The 19,347-nt window shown below is 70.8% G+C and carries 17 protein-coding genes and 1 riboswitch; of the genes, 14 read left to right on the forward strand and 3 right to left on the reverse strand.

Annotation, left to right across the window (positions count from 1 at the left end):
* Positions 1-56: 56 nt before the first annotated feature.
* A complete protein-coding gene (locus tag B6R96_RS25275; protein WP_030389095.1) occupies positions 57-1,304 on the forward strand; it encodes a L,D-transpeptidase in 1,248 nt (415 codons plus the stop codon).
* A gap of 121 nt (positions 1,305-1,425) precedes the next feature.
* Here the strand turns inward: B6R96_RS25275 and B6R96_RS25280 are convergent, their stop codons facing one another.
* The gene (locus B6R96_RS25280) at positions 1,426-1,827 is read right to left on the reverse strand and encodes a hypothetical protein (protein ID WP_030389096.1); all 402 of its coding nucleotides are present in this window, start codon (positions 1,825-1,827) and stop codon (positions 1,426-1,428) included.
* 202 nt (positions 1,828-2,029) lie between these two features.
* Between B6R96_RS25280 and ctaE the strand changes: the two genes are divergently transcribed.
* The 6 genes from ctaE (at position 2,030) to B6R96_RS25310 (ending at position 9,271) form a co-directional block, all read left to right on the forward strand.
* Positions 2,030-2,650, forward strand: coding sequence for an aa3-type cytochrome oxidase subunit III (gene ctaE / locus B6R96_RS25285; RefSeq protein ID WP_030036314.1), 621 nt, complete (start codon positions 2,030-2,032; stop codon positions 2,648-2,650).
* Positions 2,651-2,726: 76 nt separating this feature from the next.
* A complete protein-coding gene (gene qcrC, locus B6R96_RS25290; RefSeq protein WP_030389097.1) occupies positions 2,727-3,536 on the forward strand; it encodes a cytochrome bc1 complex diheme cytochrome c subunit in 810 nt (269 codons plus the stop codon).
* Positions 3,533-4,591: a cytochrome bc1 complex Rieske iron-sulfur subunit gene (gene qcrA / locus B6R96_RS25295; RefSeq protein ID WP_030389098.1), complete on the forward strand. Its 1,059-nt coding sequence runs from the start codon at positions 3,533-3,535 to the stop codon at positions 4,589-4,591. Before qcrC ends, qcrA begins: the two co-directional genes overlap by 4 nt.
* Positions 4,588-6,228 carry a cytochrome bc1 complex cytochrome b subunit gene (qcrB, locus tag B6R96_RS25300; protein WP_030389099.1) on the forward strand — a complete coding sequence of 547 codons (1,641 nt, stop codon included), beginning with the start codon at positions 4,588-4,590 and terminating at the stop codon, positions 6,226-6,228. The genes qcrA and qcrB overlap by 4 nt, the downstream gene beginning before the upstream one ends.
* A 187-nt stretch (positions 6,229-6,415) precedes the next feature.
* Positions 6,416-7,480 (forward strand): anthranilate phosphoribosyltransferase, encoded by a 1,065-nt coding sequence (gene trpD, locus B6R96_RS25305; RefSeq protein WP_030389100.1) that lies wholly within the window; start codon positions 6,416-6,418, stop codon positions 7,478-7,480.
* A gap of 90 nt (positions 7,481-7,570) precedes the next feature.
* Positions 7,571-7,687, forward strand: a riboswitch (SAM riboswitch).
* Positions 7,688-7,882: 195 nt separating this feature from the next.
* Entirely contained in the window at positions 7,883-9,271 is a 1,389-nt protein-coding gene (locus B6R96_RS25310; RefSeq protein WP_081523725.1) for an aminotransferase class V-fold PLP-dependent enzyme, read from the forward strand.
* A gap of 645 nt (positions 9,272-9,916) precedes the next feature.
* Here the strand turns inward: B6R96_RS25310 and B6R96_RS25315 are convergent.
* Positions 9,917-10,198 (reverse strand): Lrp/AsnC family transcriptional regulator, encoded by a 282-nt coding sequence (locus B6R96_RS25315; protein ID WP_030013053.1) that lies wholly within the window; start codon positions 10,196-10,198, stop codon positions 9,917-9,919.
* Positions 10,195-10,929 (reverse strand): rhomboid family intramembrane serine protease, encoded by a 735-nt coding sequence (locus B6R96_RS25320; RefSeq protein ID WP_030385632.1) that lies wholly within the window; start codon positions 10,927-10,929, stop codon positions 10,195-10,197. Before B6R96_RS25320 ends, B6R96_RS25315 begins: the two co-directional genes overlap by 4 nt.
* 124 nt (positions 10,930-11,053) lie before the next feature.
* On the opposite strand from B6R96_RS25320, the gene B6R96_RS25325 reads away from it, so the two are divergent.
* The 7 genes from B6R96_RS25325 (at position 11,054) to B6R96_RS25355 (ending at position 19,338) form a co-directional block, all read left to right on the forward strand.
* Positions 11,054-11,293 (forward strand): hypothetical protein, encoded by a 240-nt coding sequence (locus B6R96_RS25325; RefSeq protein ID WP_008738811.1) that lies wholly within the window; start codon positions 11,054-11,056, stop codon positions 11,291-11,293.
* Between the two features lie 40 nt (positions 11,294-11,333).
* The gene (locus B6R96_RS25330) at positions 11,334-12,698 is read left to right on the forward strand and encodes an NYN domain-containing protein (protein WP_081523726.1); all 1,365 of its coding nucleotides are present in this window, start codon (positions 11,334-11,336) and stop codon (positions 12,696-12,698) included.
* 253 nt (positions 12,699-12,951) lie between these two features.
* Positions 12,952-13,980, forward strand: coding sequence for a C40 family peptidase (locus tag B6R96_RS25335; RefSeq protein ID WP_030385630.1), 1,029 nt, complete (start codon positions 12,952-12,954; stop codon positions 13,978-13,980).
* A gap of 244 nt (positions 13,981-14,224) precedes the next feature.
* On the forward strand, positions 14,225-15,280 hold the full coding sequence (locus tag B6R96_RS25340) for a C40 family peptidase (protein ID WP_081523727.1): 1,056 nt from the start codon (positions 14,225-14,227) through the stop codon (positions 15,278-15,280).
* A gap of 24 nt (positions 15,281-15,304) precedes the next feature.
* Entirely contained in the window at positions 15,305-16,420 is a 1,116-nt protein-coding gene (locus B6R96_RS25345) for a hypothetical protein (RefSeq protein WP_081523728.1), read from the forward strand.
* A gap of 23 nt (positions 16,421-16,443) precedes the next feature.
* On the forward strand, positions 16,444-17,586 hold the full coding sequence (locus B6R96_RS25350) for a glycosyltransferase family 4 protein (RefSeq protein WP_030385627.1): 1,143 nt from the start codon (positions 16,444-16,446) through the stop codon (positions 17,584-17,586).
* A 135-nt stretch (positions 17,587-17,721) separates the two neighbouring features.
* Positions 17,722-19,338 carry a GMC oxidoreductase gene (locus B6R96_RS25355; protein ID WP_081523729.1) on the forward strand — a complete coding sequence of 539 codons (1,617 nt, stop codon included), beginning with the start codon at positions 17,722-17,724 and terminating at the stop codon, positions 19,336-19,338.
* Positions 19,339-19,347 lie beyond the last annotated feature (9 nt).

Consider the following 19,347-nt stretch of genomic DNA (forward strand, 5'->3'; position numbering starts at 1 on the left):
CTCGTTTGCAGTCACACCGCGCGCCGTAATTGTCATATCTTCATAGCGTTGGCTCCATGAAGCACTCACCGCGTCTTTGGACGGTACTCAGCTGCTCCCTGCTGGTCGCGTCCCTCGGGGCCGGGGCCACCGCATGCGGGTCCGGCGACAAGAACCCGCTGTCCGCCCGCCCGTACGACGCGGGCGATCAGGTCGCCTTCAACCAGAGCGCCGGCAGCCGCCCCGTGGACCCCGACCGGCCCCTCGAAATCACCGCCAAGAGCGGCGGTGGCCGGATCACCGACGTGCTGGCCGTGGACACCCACGGACGCCGCCTGGCGGGCGAACTCAGCGCCAAGGGGGACCGCTGGCACAGCACGACCTCGATGGCCGCAGGCGTCCGCTACACGGTCACCGTGAGCACCGAGGACGAGCGGGGCGCTCCCGGGCAGCGCACGCTCACCTTCGACACCACCCCGTCGAAGGGGATCCTCAAGGTCGAGTTCGGCCCGGACGAGGGCAAGTACGGCGTCGGACAGCCCATCACCGCCGAACTCAGCGAGCCCGTCAAGGACAAGGCCGCCCGCGCCATCGTCGAACGGGGCCTCGTCGTCGACGCCCCGGCCGGCGTCGAGGGCGCCTGGCACTGGGTGGACGACAAGCACATCCACTACCGGCCCAAGGACTACTGGCCCGCCAACACCGCCGTCTCGGTACGGAGCAACCTGGAGGGCGTCAGGATCACCGACGAGCTCCACGGGGCCGTGGCCAAGCCGCTGAAGCTGGAGATCGGGGACCGGGTCGAGGTCACCACCGACGCCTCCTCGCACTACCTGACGTTCAAGCGCAACGGAGAAGTGATCAACACCATTCCGGTGACCACCGGAAAGCCCGGCTTCTCCACCCGCAACGGCATCAAGGTGGTGCTTGGCAAGCAGTACTTCGTACAGATGCGCGGTGACACCGTTGGCATCGGCGGCAGCGAGTACTACAACCTGCCCGTCTACTACGCCACCCGCGTCACCTGGAGTGGTGAATACGTCCACGCCGCGCCGTGGTCCGTCGGCTCCCAGGGCTACGAGAACGTCAGCCACGGCTGCACCGGCATGAGCACCGGCAACGCCGCCTGGTTCTACGAGAACATCACCGAGGGCGACATCGTCCAGGTGATCAACAGCATCGGCGACGACATGGACATCTTCGGCAACGGCTTCGGCGACTGGAACATGGACTGGAAGGACTGGCGCCAGGGCAGCGCCCTCCTCAAGGGCACCCAGGAAGGCCGCAGCCCCGTCGACCAGGCCCGCCTGCGGCCCACCGTCTGAGCGGTCAGGAACCAGCCGCCTCCCCCCGGACGCCGTCCGGGGGGAGGATGCACCGGATCATTCACCCGAACGGGCCCCAGCCGGGCGCGTACGGCCCCACAGGGCGTACGGAGGAGCCGGCTCAGGCGTCCAGCGACAGGCGCGTCCTCAGAAGGCCCGCCAGGGCGTCCGCGAACGGCACCGGGTCCACCGGAAGGGTCACCGCCGCGTCGGCGCGGCTCCACGTGGCCAGCCAGGCGTCCTGGGGCCGCCCCATCAGCAGCAGCACCGGCGGACACCGGAAGATCTCGTCCTTGATCTGCCGGCACACGCCCATGCCCCCGGCCGGGACCGCCTCGCCGTCCAGCACGCACACGTCGATGCCGCCCGCATCCAGCTCCGTCAGCACCGCCGGCAGCGTGGCGCACTCCAGGAACTCCACCGGCGGCAGGTCCGCGGCGGGCCTGCGTCCTGCCGCCAGCCGCACCTGCTCCCGGGTGCCCGCGTCGTCGCTGTAGACCAGAACCCGCGCAGTCGCCCGCATTTCGTTCCTCCACGTGTGCCCGTGAATCACGTTGATGTTGCGCGGGATGCTACTCCTCCCGTCCCCCTGTCAACATCGGTTCGCCGAGGGAAGCACGGGGCATCCCCCAGAGGTCATCTGATGGGCCGTTCGGGCCTTGCACACGCCCCTGACACTCCGAACGGCACCCCCCGGGGTGAGGGCGGGATAAGCGACCGACATAATGTCGGTCGTGGCGACAGCAACGACAGTAGATACCGGGCACGCGCACCCGACGGTCAACCGGCCGAACCTCGTCAGCGTCGGAACCATCATCTGGTTGAGTTCCGAGCTGATGTTCTTCGCGGCCCTCTTCGCGATGTACTTCACCCTGCGATCCGTGACAGGACCCGAGTACTGGACAGAGCAGGCCTCGGCCTTGAACCTGCCCTTCTCGGCGACGAACACGACGATCCTGGTGCTTTCCTCGCTCACCTGCCAGCTCGGCGTATTCGCCGCCGAGCGCGGTGACGTGAAGAAGCTCCGGACGTGGTTCATCATCACGTTCGTCATGGGTGCGATCTTCATTGGCGGCCAGGTGTTCGAGTACACCGAGCTGGTCAAGCACGAGGGCATGAGCCTCTCGTCCGGTCCGTACGGCTCGGTCTTCTACCTGACCACCGGGTTCCACGGTCTGCACGTGACGGGCGGTCTCATCGCCTTCCTGCTGGTCCTCGGCCGGACGTACGCGGCCAAGAGGTTCACCCACGAACAGGCCACGTCGGCCATCGTCGTGTCCTACTACTGGCACTTCGTCGATGTCGTCTGGATCGGCCTCTTCGCCACGATCTACCTGATCAAGTAGCGAACACGTCACCGGGCAAGACCCGGCACTCCATCCAGACACACCGACGCAGAAGATCCTGACACCGGGGTAATCCGTGAAAAAGCTCTCCGCACGACGACGCCATCCGCTGGCGGCGGTCGTCGTTCTACTCCTCGCGCTGGCGGCCACTGGGGGGCTGTACGCCGCCTTTGCTCCCGCGGGCAAGGCGCAGGCCGATGAAACCGCCCAGTCCCTCGCCATCGAGGAGGGCAAGAAGCTCTACGCCGTGGGTTGCGCAAGCTGCCACGGAACCGGCGGTCAGGGTTCCTCTGACGGCCCGAGCCTGGTCGGCGTCGGCTCCGCGGCCGTCGACTTCCAGGTGAGCACGGGCCGCATGCCCGCCCAGCAGCCCGGCGCCCAGGTGCCGAAGAAGCCCGTCATCTACACCCAGGCGCAGATCGACCAGCTGGCCGCGTACATCGCGTCCCTCGGCGCCGGTCCGATCACGCCGACCGAGAAGCAGTACGACACGGCAGGTGCCGACATCGCCAACGGTGGTGAGCTGTTCCGCAACAACTGCGCGCAGTGCCACAACTTCACCGGTGAGGGCGGCGCGCTGACGAACGGCAAGTACGCCCCCAACCTTGAGGACGTTTCGCCGAAGCACATCTACGAGGCCATGCAGACCGGCCCGCAGAACATGCCCTCCTTCCCCGACAGCACCATGCCGGAGAAGCAGAAGAAGGACATCATCGCGTACCTCCAGAACGTGAACGGTGAGAAGTCGACCAACCCCGGTGGTCTCAAGCTCGGTGGCCTCGGCCCCGTCTCCGAGGGTCTGTTCGGCTGGATCTTCGCTCTGGGTGCGCTGATCGCTGTCGCCGTCTGGGTCGCGGCCCACACCGCTAAGGCCAAGAAGTCATGAGTAGCCAAGAGATTCCCGAAGACAAGCACCTGCCGAGCGAGCAGGGCGACGCCCACCACGGTGGCGTAGCGGTCGCGGACGACCCGTTCGCGGACCCGGGCCTGCCGGTCCACAAGCCGCGCATCCAGGACATCGACGAGCGGGCGGCGAAGCGCTCCGAGCGCACCGTCGCGATGCTCTTCACGCTCTCGATGCTGGCCACGATCGGCTTCATCGCGTCCTACGTGATCTTCCCGGTCGACAAGATCGTCTACATCTTCCCCATCGGGAAGGTGAGCGCGCTCAACTTCTCCCTGGGCATGACCCTGGGCACGGCTCTCTTCTGCATCGGCGCGGGCGCGGTCCACTGGGCCCGCACCCTGATGTCCGACGTCGAGGTCGCCGACGAGCGCCACGAGATCGCCGCTCCGCCGGAGGTCAAGGCCAAGGTCCTGCAGGACTTCGCGGACGGTGCGAACGAGTCCGGCATCGGCCGGCGTCCGCTGATCCGCAACACGATGCTGGGCGCGCTGGCCATGCTGCCGCTGTCCGCCGTGATGATCATGCGCGACCTGGGCCCCCTGCCCGAGGAGAAGCTGCGCAAGACCCTCTGGGCCAAGGGCAAGCTGCTCATCAACCAGAACACGATGGAGCCGCTGCGTCCCGAGGACGTCCTCGTCGGTTCGCTGACCTTCGCCATGCCGGAAGGCCTGGAGGAGGAGCAGCACGACTTCCAGGTCCAGATCGCCAAGGCCGCCCTGATGATCGTCCGCATCCAGCCGGACGACATCAAGGACAAGCAGGAACTGGAGTGGTCCCACGACGGGATCGTGGCCTACTCCAAGATCTGCACCCACGTCGGCTGCCCGATCAGCCTGTACGAGCAGCAGACGCACCACGTGCTCTGCCCGTGCCACCAGTCCACCTTCGACCTCTCCGACGGCGCCCGTGTCATCTTCGGCCCGGCCGGTCACGCGCTTCCGCAGCTGCGGATCGGCGTGAATGACGAAGGCTTCCTCGAAGCGCTCGGCGACTTCGAAGAGCCCGTCGGTCCTGCATTCTGGGAGCGCGGATGAGCACTGCCTCTACCAAGTCACCGGCCGGCAAGGCGGGCAAGGCGCCCGCCGGCGAGCGAGTAGCGGACTGGGCGGACGGCCGCCTGGGCATCTACAGCCTCGCCAAGGCCAACATGCGCAAGATCTTCCCGGACCACTGGTCCTTCATGCTGGGTGAGATCTGCCTCTACAGCTTCATCATCATCATCCTCACGGGTGTGTACCTGACGCTGTTCTTCCACCCGAGCATGAACGAGGTCGTGTACCACGGCTCGTACGTGCCGATGCAGGGCGTCATGATGTCCGAGGCCTTCGCCTCGACCCTGGACATCAGCTTCGACGTCCGCGGTGGCCTGCTGATCCGTCAGATCCACCACTGGGCGGCACTGATCTTCGTCGCGGCGATGATCGTGCACATGATGCGCGTCTTCTTCACCGGCGCCTTCCGCAAGCCCCGTGAGGTCAACTGGATCTTCGGCTTCCTGCTGCTGGTCCTCGGCATGTTCACCGGCTTCACCGGTTACTCGCTGCCGGACGACCTGCTCTCGGGTACCGGTGTCCGCTTCATGCAGGGCGCCATCCTGTCCGTCCCGGTCGTCGGCACGTACCTGTCGATGTTCCTGTTCGGCGGGGAGTTCCCGGGCGGCGACTTCGTCGCACGGTTCTACTCGGTGCACATCCTGCTGCTGCCCGGCATCATGATGGGCCTGCTCGTGGCCCACCTGATCCTGGTCTTCTACCACAAGCACACCCAGTACGCGGGTCCCGGCAAGACGAACAACAACGTCGTCGGCATGCCGCTGCTGCCGGTCTACATGGCCAAGGCCGGAGGCTTCTTCTTCCTGGTCTTCGGTGTCATCGCGGCCGTCGCGGCGATCGCCTCGATCAACCCGATCTGGGCGCTCGGCCCGTACCGCCCGGACCACGTGTCCACCGGTGCGCAGCCCGACTGGTACATGGGTATGCCGGAAGGCCTGATCCGGGCCATGCCCGGCTGGGAGATCAACCTGTGGGGCCACACGCTCGTCCTGGGCGTGTTCATCCCGCTGCTGCTCTTCCCGCTGGTGCTCGGCGCGATCGCCGTCTGGCCCTTCATCGAGTCCTGGGTCACCGGGGACAAGCGCGAGCACCACATCCTGGACCGCCCGCGCAACGTCCCGACCCGTACGGCCTTCGGTGTCGCCTGGATCGCGGAGTACATCGTGCTCCTGATCGGCGGTGGAAACGACATGTTCGCGCAGTACTTCCACCTCTCGATCAACTCGATCACCTGGTTCGTCCGGATCGGCTTCTTCGTCGTCCCGGTCCTCGCCTTCATCGTCACCAAGCGGATCTGCCTCGGCCTCCAGCGCCGGGACCACGACAAGGTGCTGCACGGTCGCGAGACCGGCATCATCAAGCGTCTGCCGCACGGTGAGTTCGTCGAGGTCCACGAGCCGCTCCCGCAGGGCAAGCTGCACACCCTCACCGCGCACGAGCAGTACAAGCCGATCGAGATCGGCCCCACGGTCGACGAGAACGGTGTCGAGCGCAAGGTGAAGGCCACCGAGAAGCTCCGCGCGAAGCTCAGCAAGGGCTTCTACGGCGAGAACAACCAGATTCCGAAGCCCACGGTGGAGGAATACAAGGAGATCCAGTCCGGCCACGGCCACCACTGATCCCCGCGCGCAACGCATGACCGCATGAGGGACTGATTTCGGTCAGTCCTGGTGTCGCCACGGCAAGAGCCCCGTCCAGTGTCCGGACGGGGCTCTTTGCCGTAACCGGGGCTGGATAGGCTGAACCCCGACCCATTCGACGTGGGCGGAGAATATGGGGACGGCCCACCAACAGCAGGAGCGGACCATGAACGTTGCGACCCCGGCAGGCGGCGACAGCGTGGCGGCCCGTGGCTGGCCGGGCGTTCTCGACGCTCTGCTGACCGGCCGGGACCTGCGCGCCGAGGACACCGCCTGGGCGATGGACCGGATCATGCGCGGGGAGGCCACCGACGCCCAGATCGCCGGCTTCACCGTCGCGCTGCGGGCCAAGGGGGAGACCGTCGAGGAGATCAACGGCCTCGTACGGGCGATGTACGCGCACGCCAACCTGATCGAGGTGCCCGGCCGGACCGTGGACATCGTCGGCACCGGCGGCGACGGGGCCAAAACGGTGAACATCTCCACGATGTCCGCGATCGTGGTGGCCGGCACCGGAGCCAAGGTCGTCAAGCACGGAAACCGGGCGGCGTCCTCGTCGAGCGGGTCCTCGGACGTCCTGGAGAAGCTCGGCGTCAACCTCGACCTCAGCACCGCACGGGTCGTCGAGGTCGCCGAGGAGGCCGGCATCACCTTCTGCTTCGCGGTGAAGTTCCACCCGGCCCTGCGCCACGTGGCGGCCGCCCGCAAGGAGCTCGGCATCCGCACCACCTTCAACATCCTCGGCCCGCTCACCAACCCGGCCCGGGTGCGGGCCCAGGCCTCGGGCGTGGCCGACCCCCGCATGGCCCCCATCGTCGCGGGCGTCCTCGCCGAGCGCGGCTCCTCCGCGCTGGTCTTCCGCGGCGACGACGGCCTGGACGAACTGACCACGGCGTCGACCTCGCGGATCTGGTGGGTCCGCGACGGCAAGGTCACCGAACAGCGCTTCGACCCGCGTGACGTCGGCATCTCCCTGGTCGACGTCTCCGCCCTGGCCGGAGGGGACCCCTCCTTCAACGCGGACGTGGCCCGACGCCTGCTGGCCGGCGAGACGGGCCCGGTCCGTGACGCCGTACTGCTGAACTCGGCGGCCGCCCTGGTGGCCCTCGACCCCACCGAAGGCACCCTGGAGGAGCAGATCGCCGCCGGCATGGCCCGCGCCGCGGAGTCGATCGACTCGGGCGCGGCCCTGGCCGCCCTCGAGCGCTGGGTGACGGCCAGCAACGCCTAGCGCGGCCGAACGGCGCGAAAACGACGACCCCGGTCCACCATGCGGACCGGGGTCTTGCGTACGCACGATCATGTGGCAGGATGCTGACCAGGTCACGAGTGACAGCGTTTAGGCCCCGGCTTGCTGTCCGGCAACCCTCCTTCCGTGGCGGGGTGCCCCGGGTGATGACCAGGTCGTAGGCAGCAAGGCCTACGGCAAGCGCGGATCCCTCGACACCAGGGGTCCTGGTCTCTCGAGGAGCGTTTTCCGTGAGCAAGCGAATGCGATAGGGCGACTCCGCCCCCACTTCACCCTCGGACCAGGGTCGCTTCCGTGCACCCCCACGTCATTTCCGAGGACATTCCCGTACCCGCGTACGGGCACACCGAAGCCATTCAGCCCTGCCTGCCGGGAGATACCGCCATGTCCGCATCCCTGAACGCCGCCGTCGCCACCACCACCGCCACCGTCGTGGACCCCGCCTGTGCCGAGCCGCTCGCCGTCCTCGGCCGCGACGTCACCGTCCCCCTCGTCACCGGCGGCGAGGTCACCTACGCGGCCCTCGACTACGCCGCCAGCGCCCCCGCCCTGCAGCGCGTCTGGGACGACGTGGCCGCGTACGCCCCGTACTACGGCAGCGTGCACCGCGGCGCCGGATACCTCTCGCAGCTCTCCACCGACCTCTTCGAGCAGAGCCGGGTCACGGTCGCCGAGTTCCTCGACTGCCGCCCCACCGACCAGGTCGTCTTCACCCGCTCCACCACCGACTCGCTGAACCTGCTGGCCGCCGTACTCCCCGCCGACTGCCAGGTGTTCGTCTTCGAGACCGAGCACCACGCCTCCCTCCTGCCGTGGGTGGACGCGCACGTCACCTACCTCAACGCACCGTGCACCCCCGCCGAGGCCGTCGCCACCCTGGAGCGCGCGCTCGCCGACCGCGACCCCCACGGCCCGGCGCTGGTCTGCGTCACCGGCGCCTCCAACGTCACCGGTGAACTGTGGCCGGTGAAGGAACTCGCCGCCGCCGCGCACGCCCACGGCGCGCGCATCGTGCTGGACGCCGCCCAACTGGCCCCGCACCACCCCGTCTCCGTACAGGAACTCGACGTCGACTGGGTCGCCTTCTCCGGACACAAGCTCTACGCGCCCTTCGGCTCGGGCGTGCTCGCCGGGCGCGCCGACTGGCTGCAGCAGGCGCAGCCGTACCTGGCCGGTGGCGGTGCCTCCCGCAAGGTGGCCCGGCGCGAGGACGGCGGCGTGGACGTCGAATGGCACACCACCGCCGCCCGCCACGAAGCCGGCTCCCCGAACGTCATCGGCGTCTACTCCATCGCCTCGGCCTGCAAGGCCCTGACCGAGGCCGGCTTCGACCACCTCGTCGCCCGCGAACGCCACCTCATCGCGAAGGTCCGCGAAGGCCTGGCGGAGGTCCCGGCGGTCCGGATCCTGTCCCTCTTCGGTGACGACGCCCCGCGGGTCGGCGTCATCTCCTTCGTGGTGGACGGCTGGAACAGCTCGCACTTCGCGGCGGCGCTGTCCGCGGAATACGGCATCGGCGTGCGCGACGGGCTGTTCTGCGCCCACCCGCTGGTCCGCACCCTGCTGGGCAGCGAGCCGCAGGCGCAGGGCGAGTGCGGAGCCCCGGAGGCCGCCCCGGGCGAGCGCTCCCTCAACGCCATCCGCGTCAGCTTCGGCGCGGGCACCCCTGACGAGCACGTGGAGCGGTTCGTCCGGGCGGTGAAGGAACTCGTCGCGGACGGCGCGAAGTGGCAGTACCGCACGGAAGAGGGCCGCTGCGTCCCGGCCGTCTGACGCGCCGCCGCGCCGTTGCTCGGGGCTCCGCCCCGGACCCCGCGCCTCAAACGCCGGCGAGGCTTGATGTGCCGGATCTCGGGTGGGTCGGTGCCCCGCACGAGGATCTCCTCGGCTCGGCGCGCGCGGCGGCGTCATGGCCGTACGGCGGGGGTCGCGCCTCGTCCTGCGGGGACCCTCCTGCGTGTCCCCGCCCCAAGGCAGGCTCCGACCGTGCCCGGGACCTGGCCTCGGGGGGTGTCGGCGGAGGGGAGTGGGGACGGGGCGGGGTGTCCCCGCAGGACGAGGCGCGACCACCGGGTACGGCCGAGACATGCCCGCGCGCGCCGAGCCGAGGAGACACCCCGCCCCGGCCCCACGCACCGGCCCAGGCCGGCATGCCCGCACCATTCAGCCTCGCCGGCGATTGAGGCGCGGGTCCGGGCAGCGCCCGGCACACCGCCGCGAGCCGTACACCACCGAGCCGCCCGCAGGGCAACCCGCGGGTCCGGGCAGCGCCCGGCACACCGCCGCGAGCCGTACACCACCGAGCCGCCCGCAGGGCAACCCGCGGGTCCGGGCAGCGCCCGGCACACCGCCGCGAGCCGTACACCGCCGAGCCGCCCGCAGGGCACCCGGCAGCACCCGGGACACCGAAGGGCGGCGCTACGCGTCGAGGCCGATGGCGAACGCCGCCTCCAGGTCGTGCTGCGAGTACGTGCGGAACGCCACGTGCGTGTCCGTCGCCTCGACGCCCGGGATCTTGCTGATGCGGCCGGGAATGATGTCCGCCAGGTTCTCGTGACGGGCCACGCGGACCAGCGCGATGAGGTCGTACGTGCCCGTGACGGAGTAGACCTCACTGACGTTCTCGAGGGCGGCGATGGACTCGGCGATCTCGGGGATCCGGTCCACGCTGGTCTTGATGAGCACGATCGCGGTGATCACGGCTGGCTGTCTCCCTCGGTGGCCGTCGCTGGTCGCCTCACTCTAGTCGCACCCCGATAGCGGGCCCACGCGTAGAGGAAGCCGAGCGAGAAGCCCACCAGATGGGCCAGATAGGCGACTCCCGGCCCGCTTCCCGCGCGCTGTGCCGCCACCCATTGGAGGGCGAACCAGAACAGCAGCACGAGCCACGCCGGGAACCGCAGCGGCAGGAAGAAGAGGAACGGGAACAGGCTCGTCACCCTCGCGCGCGGGAGCAGGAAGAGGAAGGCGCCGAGGACGGCCGAGATCGCACCGGACGCCCCGACGAGCGTCTGCGGGGACCCCGCGTTGGCCGCCGCGTACGTCGCCATCGCCAGGTAGCCCGTGCAGAGGTAGAAGGAGAGGAACGCCGGGCGGCCCATCCGCTCCTCCGCCATTGCGCCGAAGACGTGGAGGAAGAGCATGTTGCCGAGCAGGTGCAGCCAGCTGCCGTGGACGAAGAGCGCGGTCAGCGGGGTCAGCCAGGCCCGGGGGGTGCCCGTGAACAGCTCGTCCGGGACCACGCCCCAGCGCCGGAAGTACGCGGCGCCGTTGGAGAGCAGCTCCTCCCCGGTCCCGTAGACCGGGTTGAGTCCCGAGGCCGGGCCGAGGACGAACACCACGGCGCAGCCCGCGATCAGCGCCCGGGTGACCACCGGTCCCCGGGCAGCCTCGCGAACGGCCCGCCACCTTACGATCATGTGACAGAGCATGACGCAAGGGGACCCACCTGAAGCGGTGGCAGGCCGTAGGGTTACGAGCTGCGGTCCGCAGGACGACGCATACGGCGGCGCGGACGGCTTTAATTGAATCAGTTACGAAGGAGAGAGCGGCCTGATGACGGTTCCCCTGCCGACCGACACCACCCGGTGGCGCTGCACCCTGTGCGGCAACCTCACGCGATTCGACGTCACCCGTTCGTCGAAGGTCGTGGAGTACGTCCACCTGGACCTCGCCGGGGAGCCCAAGGTCGAGGAGCGCGAGGTGGTCAATGAGACCATCGAGTCGGTCCGCTGTCGCTGGTGCAACGCGGTGGACCAGATCGAGCTCGTGGACAGGCCGGGCGCGGACTCCTGACGGAGGCGCACCCACAGGAAGATCACGGTAGGGGTGACGGATTGTGGAGCCAGCAAGCGGCGCTGAGCCGGCCGATGCGGCCGGCGACGCCGCCGAGGCGCTCGACCACCCGCTGCCGGAAGGCGTGCGGCGCCGGGTCGTCGCGCTCGTCTCGGACGCCTTCGGCGCACTGACGGTCGCGGACCTCCCGGCGCAGTTGCGGCAGTATGCCCGGTTCACCCCGACCCGGCGCGCCAAGTTCGCGGGCAATGCCATGGCCGCGGCGGTCGAGACCGATGCCGTGTTCCGCAGCAGGGTCGCCGAGAAGCTCCGTGAGGCGCAGGCCGATCTGGCGGCGGCCCTGGAGGCCGGTGCACCGCCGGCCGCCGCGGATCCGCTGGACGTGGCGGCCGCCGCCTTCGTCCTGCGGCCGGCCGGCTGGGTCAAGCTGGTGGCCGCCGCGGGCGAGGAGGCGCAGCGCGCCGACGCCGAGCGGGTGGGCGAGGAGGCCCGGCGCGAGCTGGAGCGGCTGCGCGAGGAGCTGGCCCACGTACGGGAACTGCAGCGTTCGGGCGGGGAGCAGGTACGGGTCGAGCTGGACGCGGCGCGCAAGGAAGCGGAATCGCTTCAGCGCAAGCTCCGCAGTGCTCTGAGCGACGTCAAGCGGGGTGATGCGGCCCTGCGCAAGGTGAATGCGGAGATCGACGGGATCCGTGGCGACGCGGCTGCCCGGGTGGCCGCGGCCGAGAGCGAGAGCCGGCGGCTGAAGTCCCGTCTCGCGGAGGTGGAGACGGCGCTGGAGACCTCGCGCCGGGCCACCCGCGAGGGGCGCAGCATCGAGGACATGCGGCTGCGGCTGCTGCTGGACACGGTGCTGGACGCGGCCCAGGGGCTGCGCCGGGAGCTGGCCCTGCCGCCGGTCTCGACGCGGCCGGCCGACACGGTGGACGCGGTGGAGCCGGGCCGGATGACGCCGAAGGACATCGCGGCGCGTGCCCTCTCGGAGACCGATCCGGCGTTGCTGGACCAGTTGTTGGCGCTGCCGCAGGCCCATCTGGTGGTCGACGGCTACAACGTGACGAAGACGGGCTATCCGACGATGCCGCTGGAGAAGCAGCGGCTGCGGCTGCTGGGCGGGCTGTCGATGCTGGCCGCGCAGACGGGCGCGGAGATGACGTGTGTCTTCGACGGGGCGGAGCTGGCGGCCCCGGTGCTGCTCGCGCCGCCGCGCGGGGTGCGGGTGCTGTTCTCGAAGGCCGGGGTGACGGCGGACGAGCTGATCCGCCAGCTGGTGCGTGCGGAGCCGCCCGGCCGGCCGGTGGTCGTGGTCTCCACGGACCGGGAGGTCGCCGACGGGGTGGCGAAGGCGGGTGCGCGTCCGGTGACGTCCGCCTTGTTGCTGAAGCGGCTTTCGCGCGTTTCATAACTAGTGGCCCCAATGCCCGAATTGGCGGGAGTCGTGGGGGACGCACCGTCAAGTGCTCTGCACAGAGCGTGCGCTGTAGGTAAAGAACCTGGTCGGAGGGCAAGTTTTTTCCCGGCAGGATTTGAACTGATCACAACTGGGTCACTAGTGTCTGGTCAAACCTTCGTGCGGTAGATCACTCATTCGGGGTGGCAGCGAAGGTGCTGCCGAGTTGCGTTCCTTCGGCGGCTCGAGGAAGAAGGAGCTCGCCTTCGTGGCGTCCCACCGTCGACCCAAGCAGCCGAACCGTGCTCGTGTGACCGTGCTCACCTCGGTCGCGGCCGCTGCCGTCGCCCTCACCGCGCAGAGCGCCTCCGCCGCGCCGGCGAAGCCGAGCAAGGACGAGGTCAAGTCCCAGGTCGACGCGCTCTACGAAGAGGCGGAGCAGGCCACCGAGAAGTTCAACGGCGCCAAGGAGCGCCAGGACAAGCTCGAGAAGGAGATAGGCCAGCTCCAGGACCAGGTCGCGCGCGGCCAGGGCGAGCTCAACGACCTGCGCAGCACGCTCGGTTCGATGGCGAGCGCCCAGTACCGCACCGGCGGCATCGACCCCTCGCTCGGCCTCCTCCTCTCCGAGGACCCCGACAGCTACCTCGAGAAGGCCTCCTCCCTGGAGCACTTGAGCGGCAAGCAGGTCGAGTCGGTCCAGCGGATCCAGGCCAAGCAGCGCACCCTCGCGCAGCAGCGCCAGGAGGCCGCCGGCAAGCTCGCCGACCTCGACGCCACGCGCAAGGAACTCGCCGAGAAGAAGAAGGCGTCCGCCGACAAGCTCGCCGAGGCCCAGGCCCTCCTCAACACGCTGACCGCGCAGGAGCGTTCGGCGCTCAAGGACGAGGAGACGCGCGCCAGCCGCAGCGACAGCTCCCGCGTCGACCTCGGTGACGTCAAGGCCTCCGGCCGCGCCGGCGCCGCCCTCGCGGCCGCCAAGACCAAGCTGGGCTTCACCTACCAGTCCGGCGGCACCGGCCCCAACGTCTACGACTGCTCGGGCCTGACCCAGTGGGCGTACAAGCAGGCCGGCGTCAACATCAGCCGCGTCACCTACACCCAGGCCAATGACGGCACGCGCATCAGCCGCAGCCAGCTCCAGCCCGGCGACCTGGTCTTCTTCTACGGGGACCTGCACCACGTCGGCCTCTACGCCGGCAACAACATGACGCTGCACGCCTCGAACCCGCGCAGCGGCATCAAGTACGAGTCCATGGACAACATGCCGTTCCAGTTCGGCGTCCGGATCGGCTGAGCCGCTCCGCCCCGGGTCCGGGACGCGCCGTACACCGCCCATCCGGGCGAATTAACGGCCCTCCCTCTGACCACACGCCCCGCCGGTGACCTGCGTCTCCTGCGGGGCGTCGGCATGTGCGCCCTCCGACGGTCGTTGGCCGGTGCGTGGTCGCGCCGCTACTGTCTGCCAGCGCGGAACCCGGCACACGGCCGTCCACGGGGGGCGGACCCGGGCCCCGCACAGCGGAAGGGAGCGGTTTCACGTGGCGTCCCATCGCCGGGCCGGGCTCGGCAGCCTCGACCGGAACACGAAGGTCACCGTCCTCACCGCCGCCGCGGCCACGGCCGCGGTCGCCATGACGGGGGTACCCGCGAGCGCGGCCCCCGGCCTCCCGCACGAACCCGGCGGCGGGGCGAGAACCGGTATCAGCGCCCAGGTCGACCGGCTCTTCGAGGAGGCCGAGCAGGCCACCGAGCGCTTCAACGAGGCGGGGGAGAAGGCCGACCGCCTCCGCGTCGAGGTCAACCGGGCCCAGGACGCGGTGGCCCGCGGCCAGCAGCGCATCAACGCCATGCGGGGCGTCCTCGGCACCTTCGCCGGGGCCCAGTACCGCAGCGGCGGCATCGACCCCGCCGTCGGGCTGATGCTCGCCGAGGATCCCGACGCGTACCTGGAGCAGGCCGCCGCCCTGGACCGCCTCAGCGGCCGCCAGGCCCGGCAGCTCGCCGACCTCCGCGAGGAGCAGCGCGAGCTCGGCCAGGAGCGCCAGGAGGCCTCCCGCAAGCTCGCGGAACTCGACGCCCTGCGCTCCGACGTGGCCCGGCACAAGCGCTCCGTCACCGCCAAGCTCGCGGCCGCCCGGCGGCTGCTCAACGCCATGCCCTCCGGGGAGCGGGCCGACTACGAGCGCTCCTCGCGCTCCGGAGGCCGCTCCGAGAGCCTTCCCGAGCTGCCCTCCTTCGGCCCGTCCTCGGGCCGCGCCGCGACCGCGGTGATGGCGGCCCGGGCCGCGGTCGGCAAGCCGTACGTGTGGGGCTCCACCGGCCCCTCCGGGTTCGACTGCTCCGGGCTGATGGTCTGGTCGTACCGGCAGGCGGGCGTCTCGCTGCCGCGCACCTCACAGGCCCAGCGGTACGCCGGCCGGCAGGTGCCGCTGTCGCAGGCCCGCCCCGGCGACCTGGTGACGTACCGCTCGGACGCCAGCCACGTCGGCATGTACGTCGGCAACGGCCAGGTGGTGCACGCCCCCTACCCGGGGGCCCGGGTCCGCTACGACCCGGTCGGGATGATGCCCGTCTCCTCGGTGACCCGCCCCTGACCCACCCGTGCGTACGATCGTCGGATGCCCCCCGTCCGCCGGTCCCTCGTACGCGTGCTGCCGCTCCTGCTGAGCGTGCTGCTCGCCGGGTGCGGGGCGCCCGCCCCGCGGGACACCGCCGAGCGGGAGGTCCGCGCGGCCGTCGCCGCGTGGGCGCGGACCCCGCCCGCGCAGCTCGCCGGGATCCCGCTGGAGGACTGGGCGTACGAGGTCTCCGCGGTCCGGCGCAGCGGCGCCGCGGCCACGGTCCGGGCGGAGCTGCGCTACCGGCTCGGCGGCTACGACGCGGCCGCGGCCGTCTCGGCGCGCGAGGTGAGCCTGGCGCGGGAGGACGGCCGGTGGCGGGTCACCGGGGACCGGGCGGCGCCGGGCGCGCTGCCGCAGCTGTGGGACCAGGGCCCGGTGACGGTGGTCCGCGGGGCGCACTCCCTGGTGCTGGGCGCCGGCCGGGATCCCGCGGCGCTGTCCGCGATCGCGGCGGAGGCCGACCGTGCGGTGCCCGCGGTGAGCGCGGCCTGGCCGGGCCCGTGGGCGGGGCGGGCGGTCGTACTGGTCCCCGGCTCCCTGGAGGGGATGGCGCAGCTGCTGGGCCGCCCGGCCGCCGAGTACCGGGGCATGGGGGCCGTCACGACCGGCCGGGTGGGCGCGGCTCCCGCTCCCGCCGACCGGGTCGTCGTCAACCCCGAGGGGTGGGCGGAGCTCAGCCCGGAGGGCCGCCGGGTCGTCCTGGCGCACGAGGTGACCCATGTGGCCACCCGGGCGGCGACCACTGCCACCACCCCGCTGTGGCTCTCCGAGGGCTTCGCGGACTGGGCGGCGTACCGGGGCACTCCCGCCACCCCGGAGCAGGCCGCTCCGGCGCTGGCGAGGGCCGTACGGCGGGGCGAGGTGCCGGGGGAGCTGCCCCGGGCGCAGGACTTCGCCTTCGGGGGCGACCCGGAGGCGCTGGCCCGGGCCTACGAGGGCGCCTGGCTGGCCTGCCGGACGGTCGCGAGGCGCTGGGGCGAGGCGGCGCTCGTGGACCTGTACGGGAGGGCGGGGCGCGAGCCGTGGCCGGTGGCGGTGCGGGGCGCCCTCGGCATCGATCCGCAGGAGCTGACGAAGGACTGGCAGGAGGCCCTGCGGGAGCAGTTCCGCTGAGGGCGTCCGGTACGTTGTCAGCGATGCACAAGACGCTGATCGTGACCAACGACTTCCCGCCGCGACCGGGCGGTATCCAGGCCTTCCTGCACAACATGGCGCTGCGGCTGGATCCCGACCGGATCGTCGTCTACGCCTCCACGTGGAAGCATGGAGCGGAGGGCCGCGAGGCCACCGCGGCCTTCGACGCGGAGCAGCCGTTCCAGGTGGTCCGGGACCGTACGACGATGCTGCTGCCGACCCCGCGCGTGACGCGGCGGGCGGTCGGCCTGCTGCGCGAACACGGCTGCGAGTCGGTGTGGTTCGGCGCCGCGGCCCCGCTCGGGCTGATGGGCCCCGCGCTGCGGCGGGCGGGCGCGCGGCGGATCGTGGCGACCACGCACGGGCACGAGGCGGGCTGGGCCCAGCTGCCGGCCGCGCGGCAGTTGCTGCGGCGGATCGGCGAGGGCACCGACACGCTGACCTATCTGGGGGAGTACACGCGCTCGCGGATCGCCTCGGCGGTGACGGACCGGGCGGCGGCCCGGATGGTGCAACTCCCGCCGGGGGTGGACGAGAAGACCTTCCACCCCGGATCGGGCGGCCCGGAGGTCCGGGCCCGGCTCGGGCTGACGGACCGGCCGGTGGTGGTCTGCGTCTCGCGGCTGGTGCCGCGCAAGGGGCAGGACACGCTGATCGAGGCGATGCCGCGGATCCTGGCGGCGGTGCCGGACGCGGTGCTGCTGATCGTGGGCGGCGGGCCCTACGAGGCGGACCTGCGGGCGCTGGCCGTGCGGACCGGGGTCTCGGACTCCGTGGTCTTCACCGGCGCCGTCCCGTGGTCGGAGCTCGCCGCGCACTACGGGGCGGGGGACGTCTTCGCGATGCCGTGCCGGACCCGGCGGGGCGGCCTGGACGTGGAAGGCCTCGGCATCGTCTACCTGGAGGCCTCGGCCACCGGTCTGCCGGTGATCGCGGGTGATTCCGGCGGGGCGCCGGACGCGGTGCTGGACGGTGAGACGGGCTGGGTCGTCCGGGGCGGTTCCGCCGAGGAGGCGGCCGACCGGATCGTCACCCTGCTGAAGGATCCGGAACTGCGCGCGCGGATGGGCGCCGCCGGCCGTGCGTGGGTCGAGGAGAAGTGGCGCTGGGACCTCCTGGCGGAACGCCTGCGCGAGCTGCTCTGACCCCGGGGGCCCTGCCCCCGGACCCCCGCGCCTCAAACGCCGGCGAGGCTGGACCGCAGCCACGTCTGACTGTTCCTCAGATGTCTGTCAATACCGCGTCTGGGCGGACGGCTGGATTCCGCTCATGATGCGGCCATGACATCACATCTGACGCGCCGTCAAATGCTTGGCCTCGGCGCCCTCTCGACCGCCGCCGCGCTCGGCTTCACCCGGATCGGGGCGGCCTCCGCCGCGGCCGTGGAGCCCGCCGCCGCCCAGTACGCCCCCGCCATCGTCGTCGGCTCCGGCTACGGGTCCGCCGTCGCCGCCCTGCGGCTCGGGCAGGCGGGCGTACGTACCGTCGTCCTGGAGATGGGCCGGCTCTGGGACACCCCCGGGGCCGACGGCAAGGTCTTCCCCTCCACCTCCGCGCCCGACCAGCGCTCCATGTGGTTCCGCAACCGCACCGAGGCCCCGCTCGCCCAGTTCCTCTGGCTCGACGTGGTCAACCGCGACATCAGCCCGTACCCCGGCGTCCTCGACCGCGTGAACTACGGCGACATGTCCGTGTACGTGGGCCGGGGGGTCGGCGGCGGATCGCTCGTCAACGGCGGCATGGCCCCCACGCCCCGGCGCTCGTACTTCTCCGAAGTACTGCCCCAGGTCGACGCCGACGAGATGTACGGCACGTACTACCCGCGCGCCCGCGCCATGCTCGGCGTGAACGACATCGACCCCGGCTGGTTCGAGTCCACCGAGTGGTACCGCTTCGCCCGGATCTCCCGCAAGCACGCCCAGAACACCGGCCTGAAGACCGTCTTCGTCCCCAACGTCTACGACTTCGCGTACATGAAGCGCGAGGCGGCCGGCACCGCCACCCGCTCGGCCCTGGCCGGCGAGGTCATCTACGGCAACAACCACGGCAAGAAGAGCGTCGACAAGACCTACCTCGCCGCGGCCATCGGCACCGGCAACGTCACCATCGAGACCATGCAGCGCGTGGTCGGCGTACGGCCCGACCCGGCCGGGGGCTACGTCCTGACGGTCCGGACCAGCGACATCACCGGACGCGTCACCCAGGTCCGCGAACTCGGCTGCAGGCAGCTCTTCCTCGGGGCCGGGAGCCTGGGAACCACCGAGATCCTGCTGCGCGCCCGCGAGAGGGGGACGCTGCCCGCGCTCAGCGAGAAGGTCGGGCTCGGCTGGGGCCCCAACGGCAACGTCATGACCGCCCGCGCCAACCACCTGTGGGACACGGTCGGCTGCAACCAGGCCACCATGCCCGCGATGGGCATCGACGACTGGGACAACGCCGCGAACCCGGTCTTCGCCGAGATCGCCCCGCTCCCCATGGGCATCGAGCACTGGATCTCGATGTACCTGGCCATCACCAAGAACCGGGAACGGGGCCACTTCACCTACGACGCCGCCACCGACTCGGCCCGGCTCAACTGGCGGCGGGACCAGAACACGCCCTCGGTCAATGCCGCGAAGAACCTCTTCGACCGCATCAACCGCAGGAACTTCACGATCTACCGGTACGACCTCTTCGGCGACAACCGGCCCTTCGCGGACAACTTCACCTACCATCCGCTCGGCGGCTGCGTCCTCGGGGACGCCACCGACGCGTACGGGCGGGCCAAGGGCTACCAGGGGCTGTACGTGGTCGACGGCTCCCTGGTGCCCGGATCGCTCGGCGTGAATCCGTTCGTGACCATCACCGCCCTCGCGGAGCGGAACATGGCCCGGATCCTCGCCGAGGACCCCCGCTGACGCCCCGGC

The sequence above is a fragment of the Streptomyces sp. Sge12 genome, assembly GCF_002080455.1.
Taxonomy (GTDB): domain Bacteria; phylum Actinomycetota; class Actinomycetes; order Streptomycetales; family Streptomycetaceae; genus Streptomyces.

What these genes read in the sequence shown, in the direction of transcription:
- trpD (WP_030389100.1), top strand. Translation starts at nt 6,416, where the DNA reads ATGAACGTTGCGACCCCGGCAGGCGGCGACAGCGTGGCGGCCCGTGGC.
- B6R96_RS25325 (WP_008738811.1), top strand. Translation starts at nt 11,054, where the DNA reads ATGACGGTTCCCCTGCCGACCGACACCACCCGGTGGCGCTGCACCCTG.
- B6R96_RS25345 (WP_081523728.1), top strand. Translation starts at nt 15,305, where the DNA reads ATGCCCCCCGTCCGCCGGTCCCTCGTACGCGTGCTGCCGCTCCTGCTG.
- qcrA (WP_030389098.1), top strand. Translation starts at nt 3,533, where the DNA reads ATGAGTAGCCAAGAGATTCCCGAAGACAAGCACCTGCCGAGCGAGCAG.
- B6R96_RS25280 (WP_030389096.1), bottom strand. Translation starts at nt 1,827, where the DNA reads ATGCGGGCGACTGCGCGGGTTCTGGTCTACAGCGACGACGCGGGCACC.
- B6R96_RS25350 (WP_030385627.1), top strand. Translation starts at nt 16,444, where the DNA reads ATGCACAAGACGCTGATCGTGACCAACGACTTCCCGCCGCGACCGGGC.
- qcrB (WP_030389099.1), top strand. Translation starts at nt 4,588, where the DNA reads ATGAGCACTGCCTCTACCAAGTCACCGGCCGGCAAGGCGGGCAAGGCG.
- B6R96_RS25275 (WP_030389095.1), top strand. Translation starts at nt 57, where the DNA reads ATGAAGCACTCACCGCGTCTTTGGACGGTACTCAGCTGCTCCCTGCTG.
- B6R96_RS25320 (WP_030385632.1), bottom strand. Translation starts at nt 10,929, where the DNA reads ATGCTCTGTCACATGATCGTAAGGTGGCGGGCCGTTCGCGAGGCTGCC.
- B6R96_RS25355 (WP_081523729.1), top strand. Translation starts at nt 17,722, where the DNA reads ATGACATCACATCTGACGCGCCGTCAAATGCTTGGCCTCGGCGCCCTC.
- ctaE (WP_030036314.1), top strand. Translation starts at nt 2,030, where the DNA reads ATGTCGGTCGTGGCGACAGCAACGACAGTAGATACCGGGCACGCGCAC.
- B6R96_RS25310 (WP_081523725.1), top strand. Translation starts at nt 7,883, where the DNA reads ATGTCCGCATCCCTGAACGCCGCCGTCGCCACCACCACCGCCACCGTC.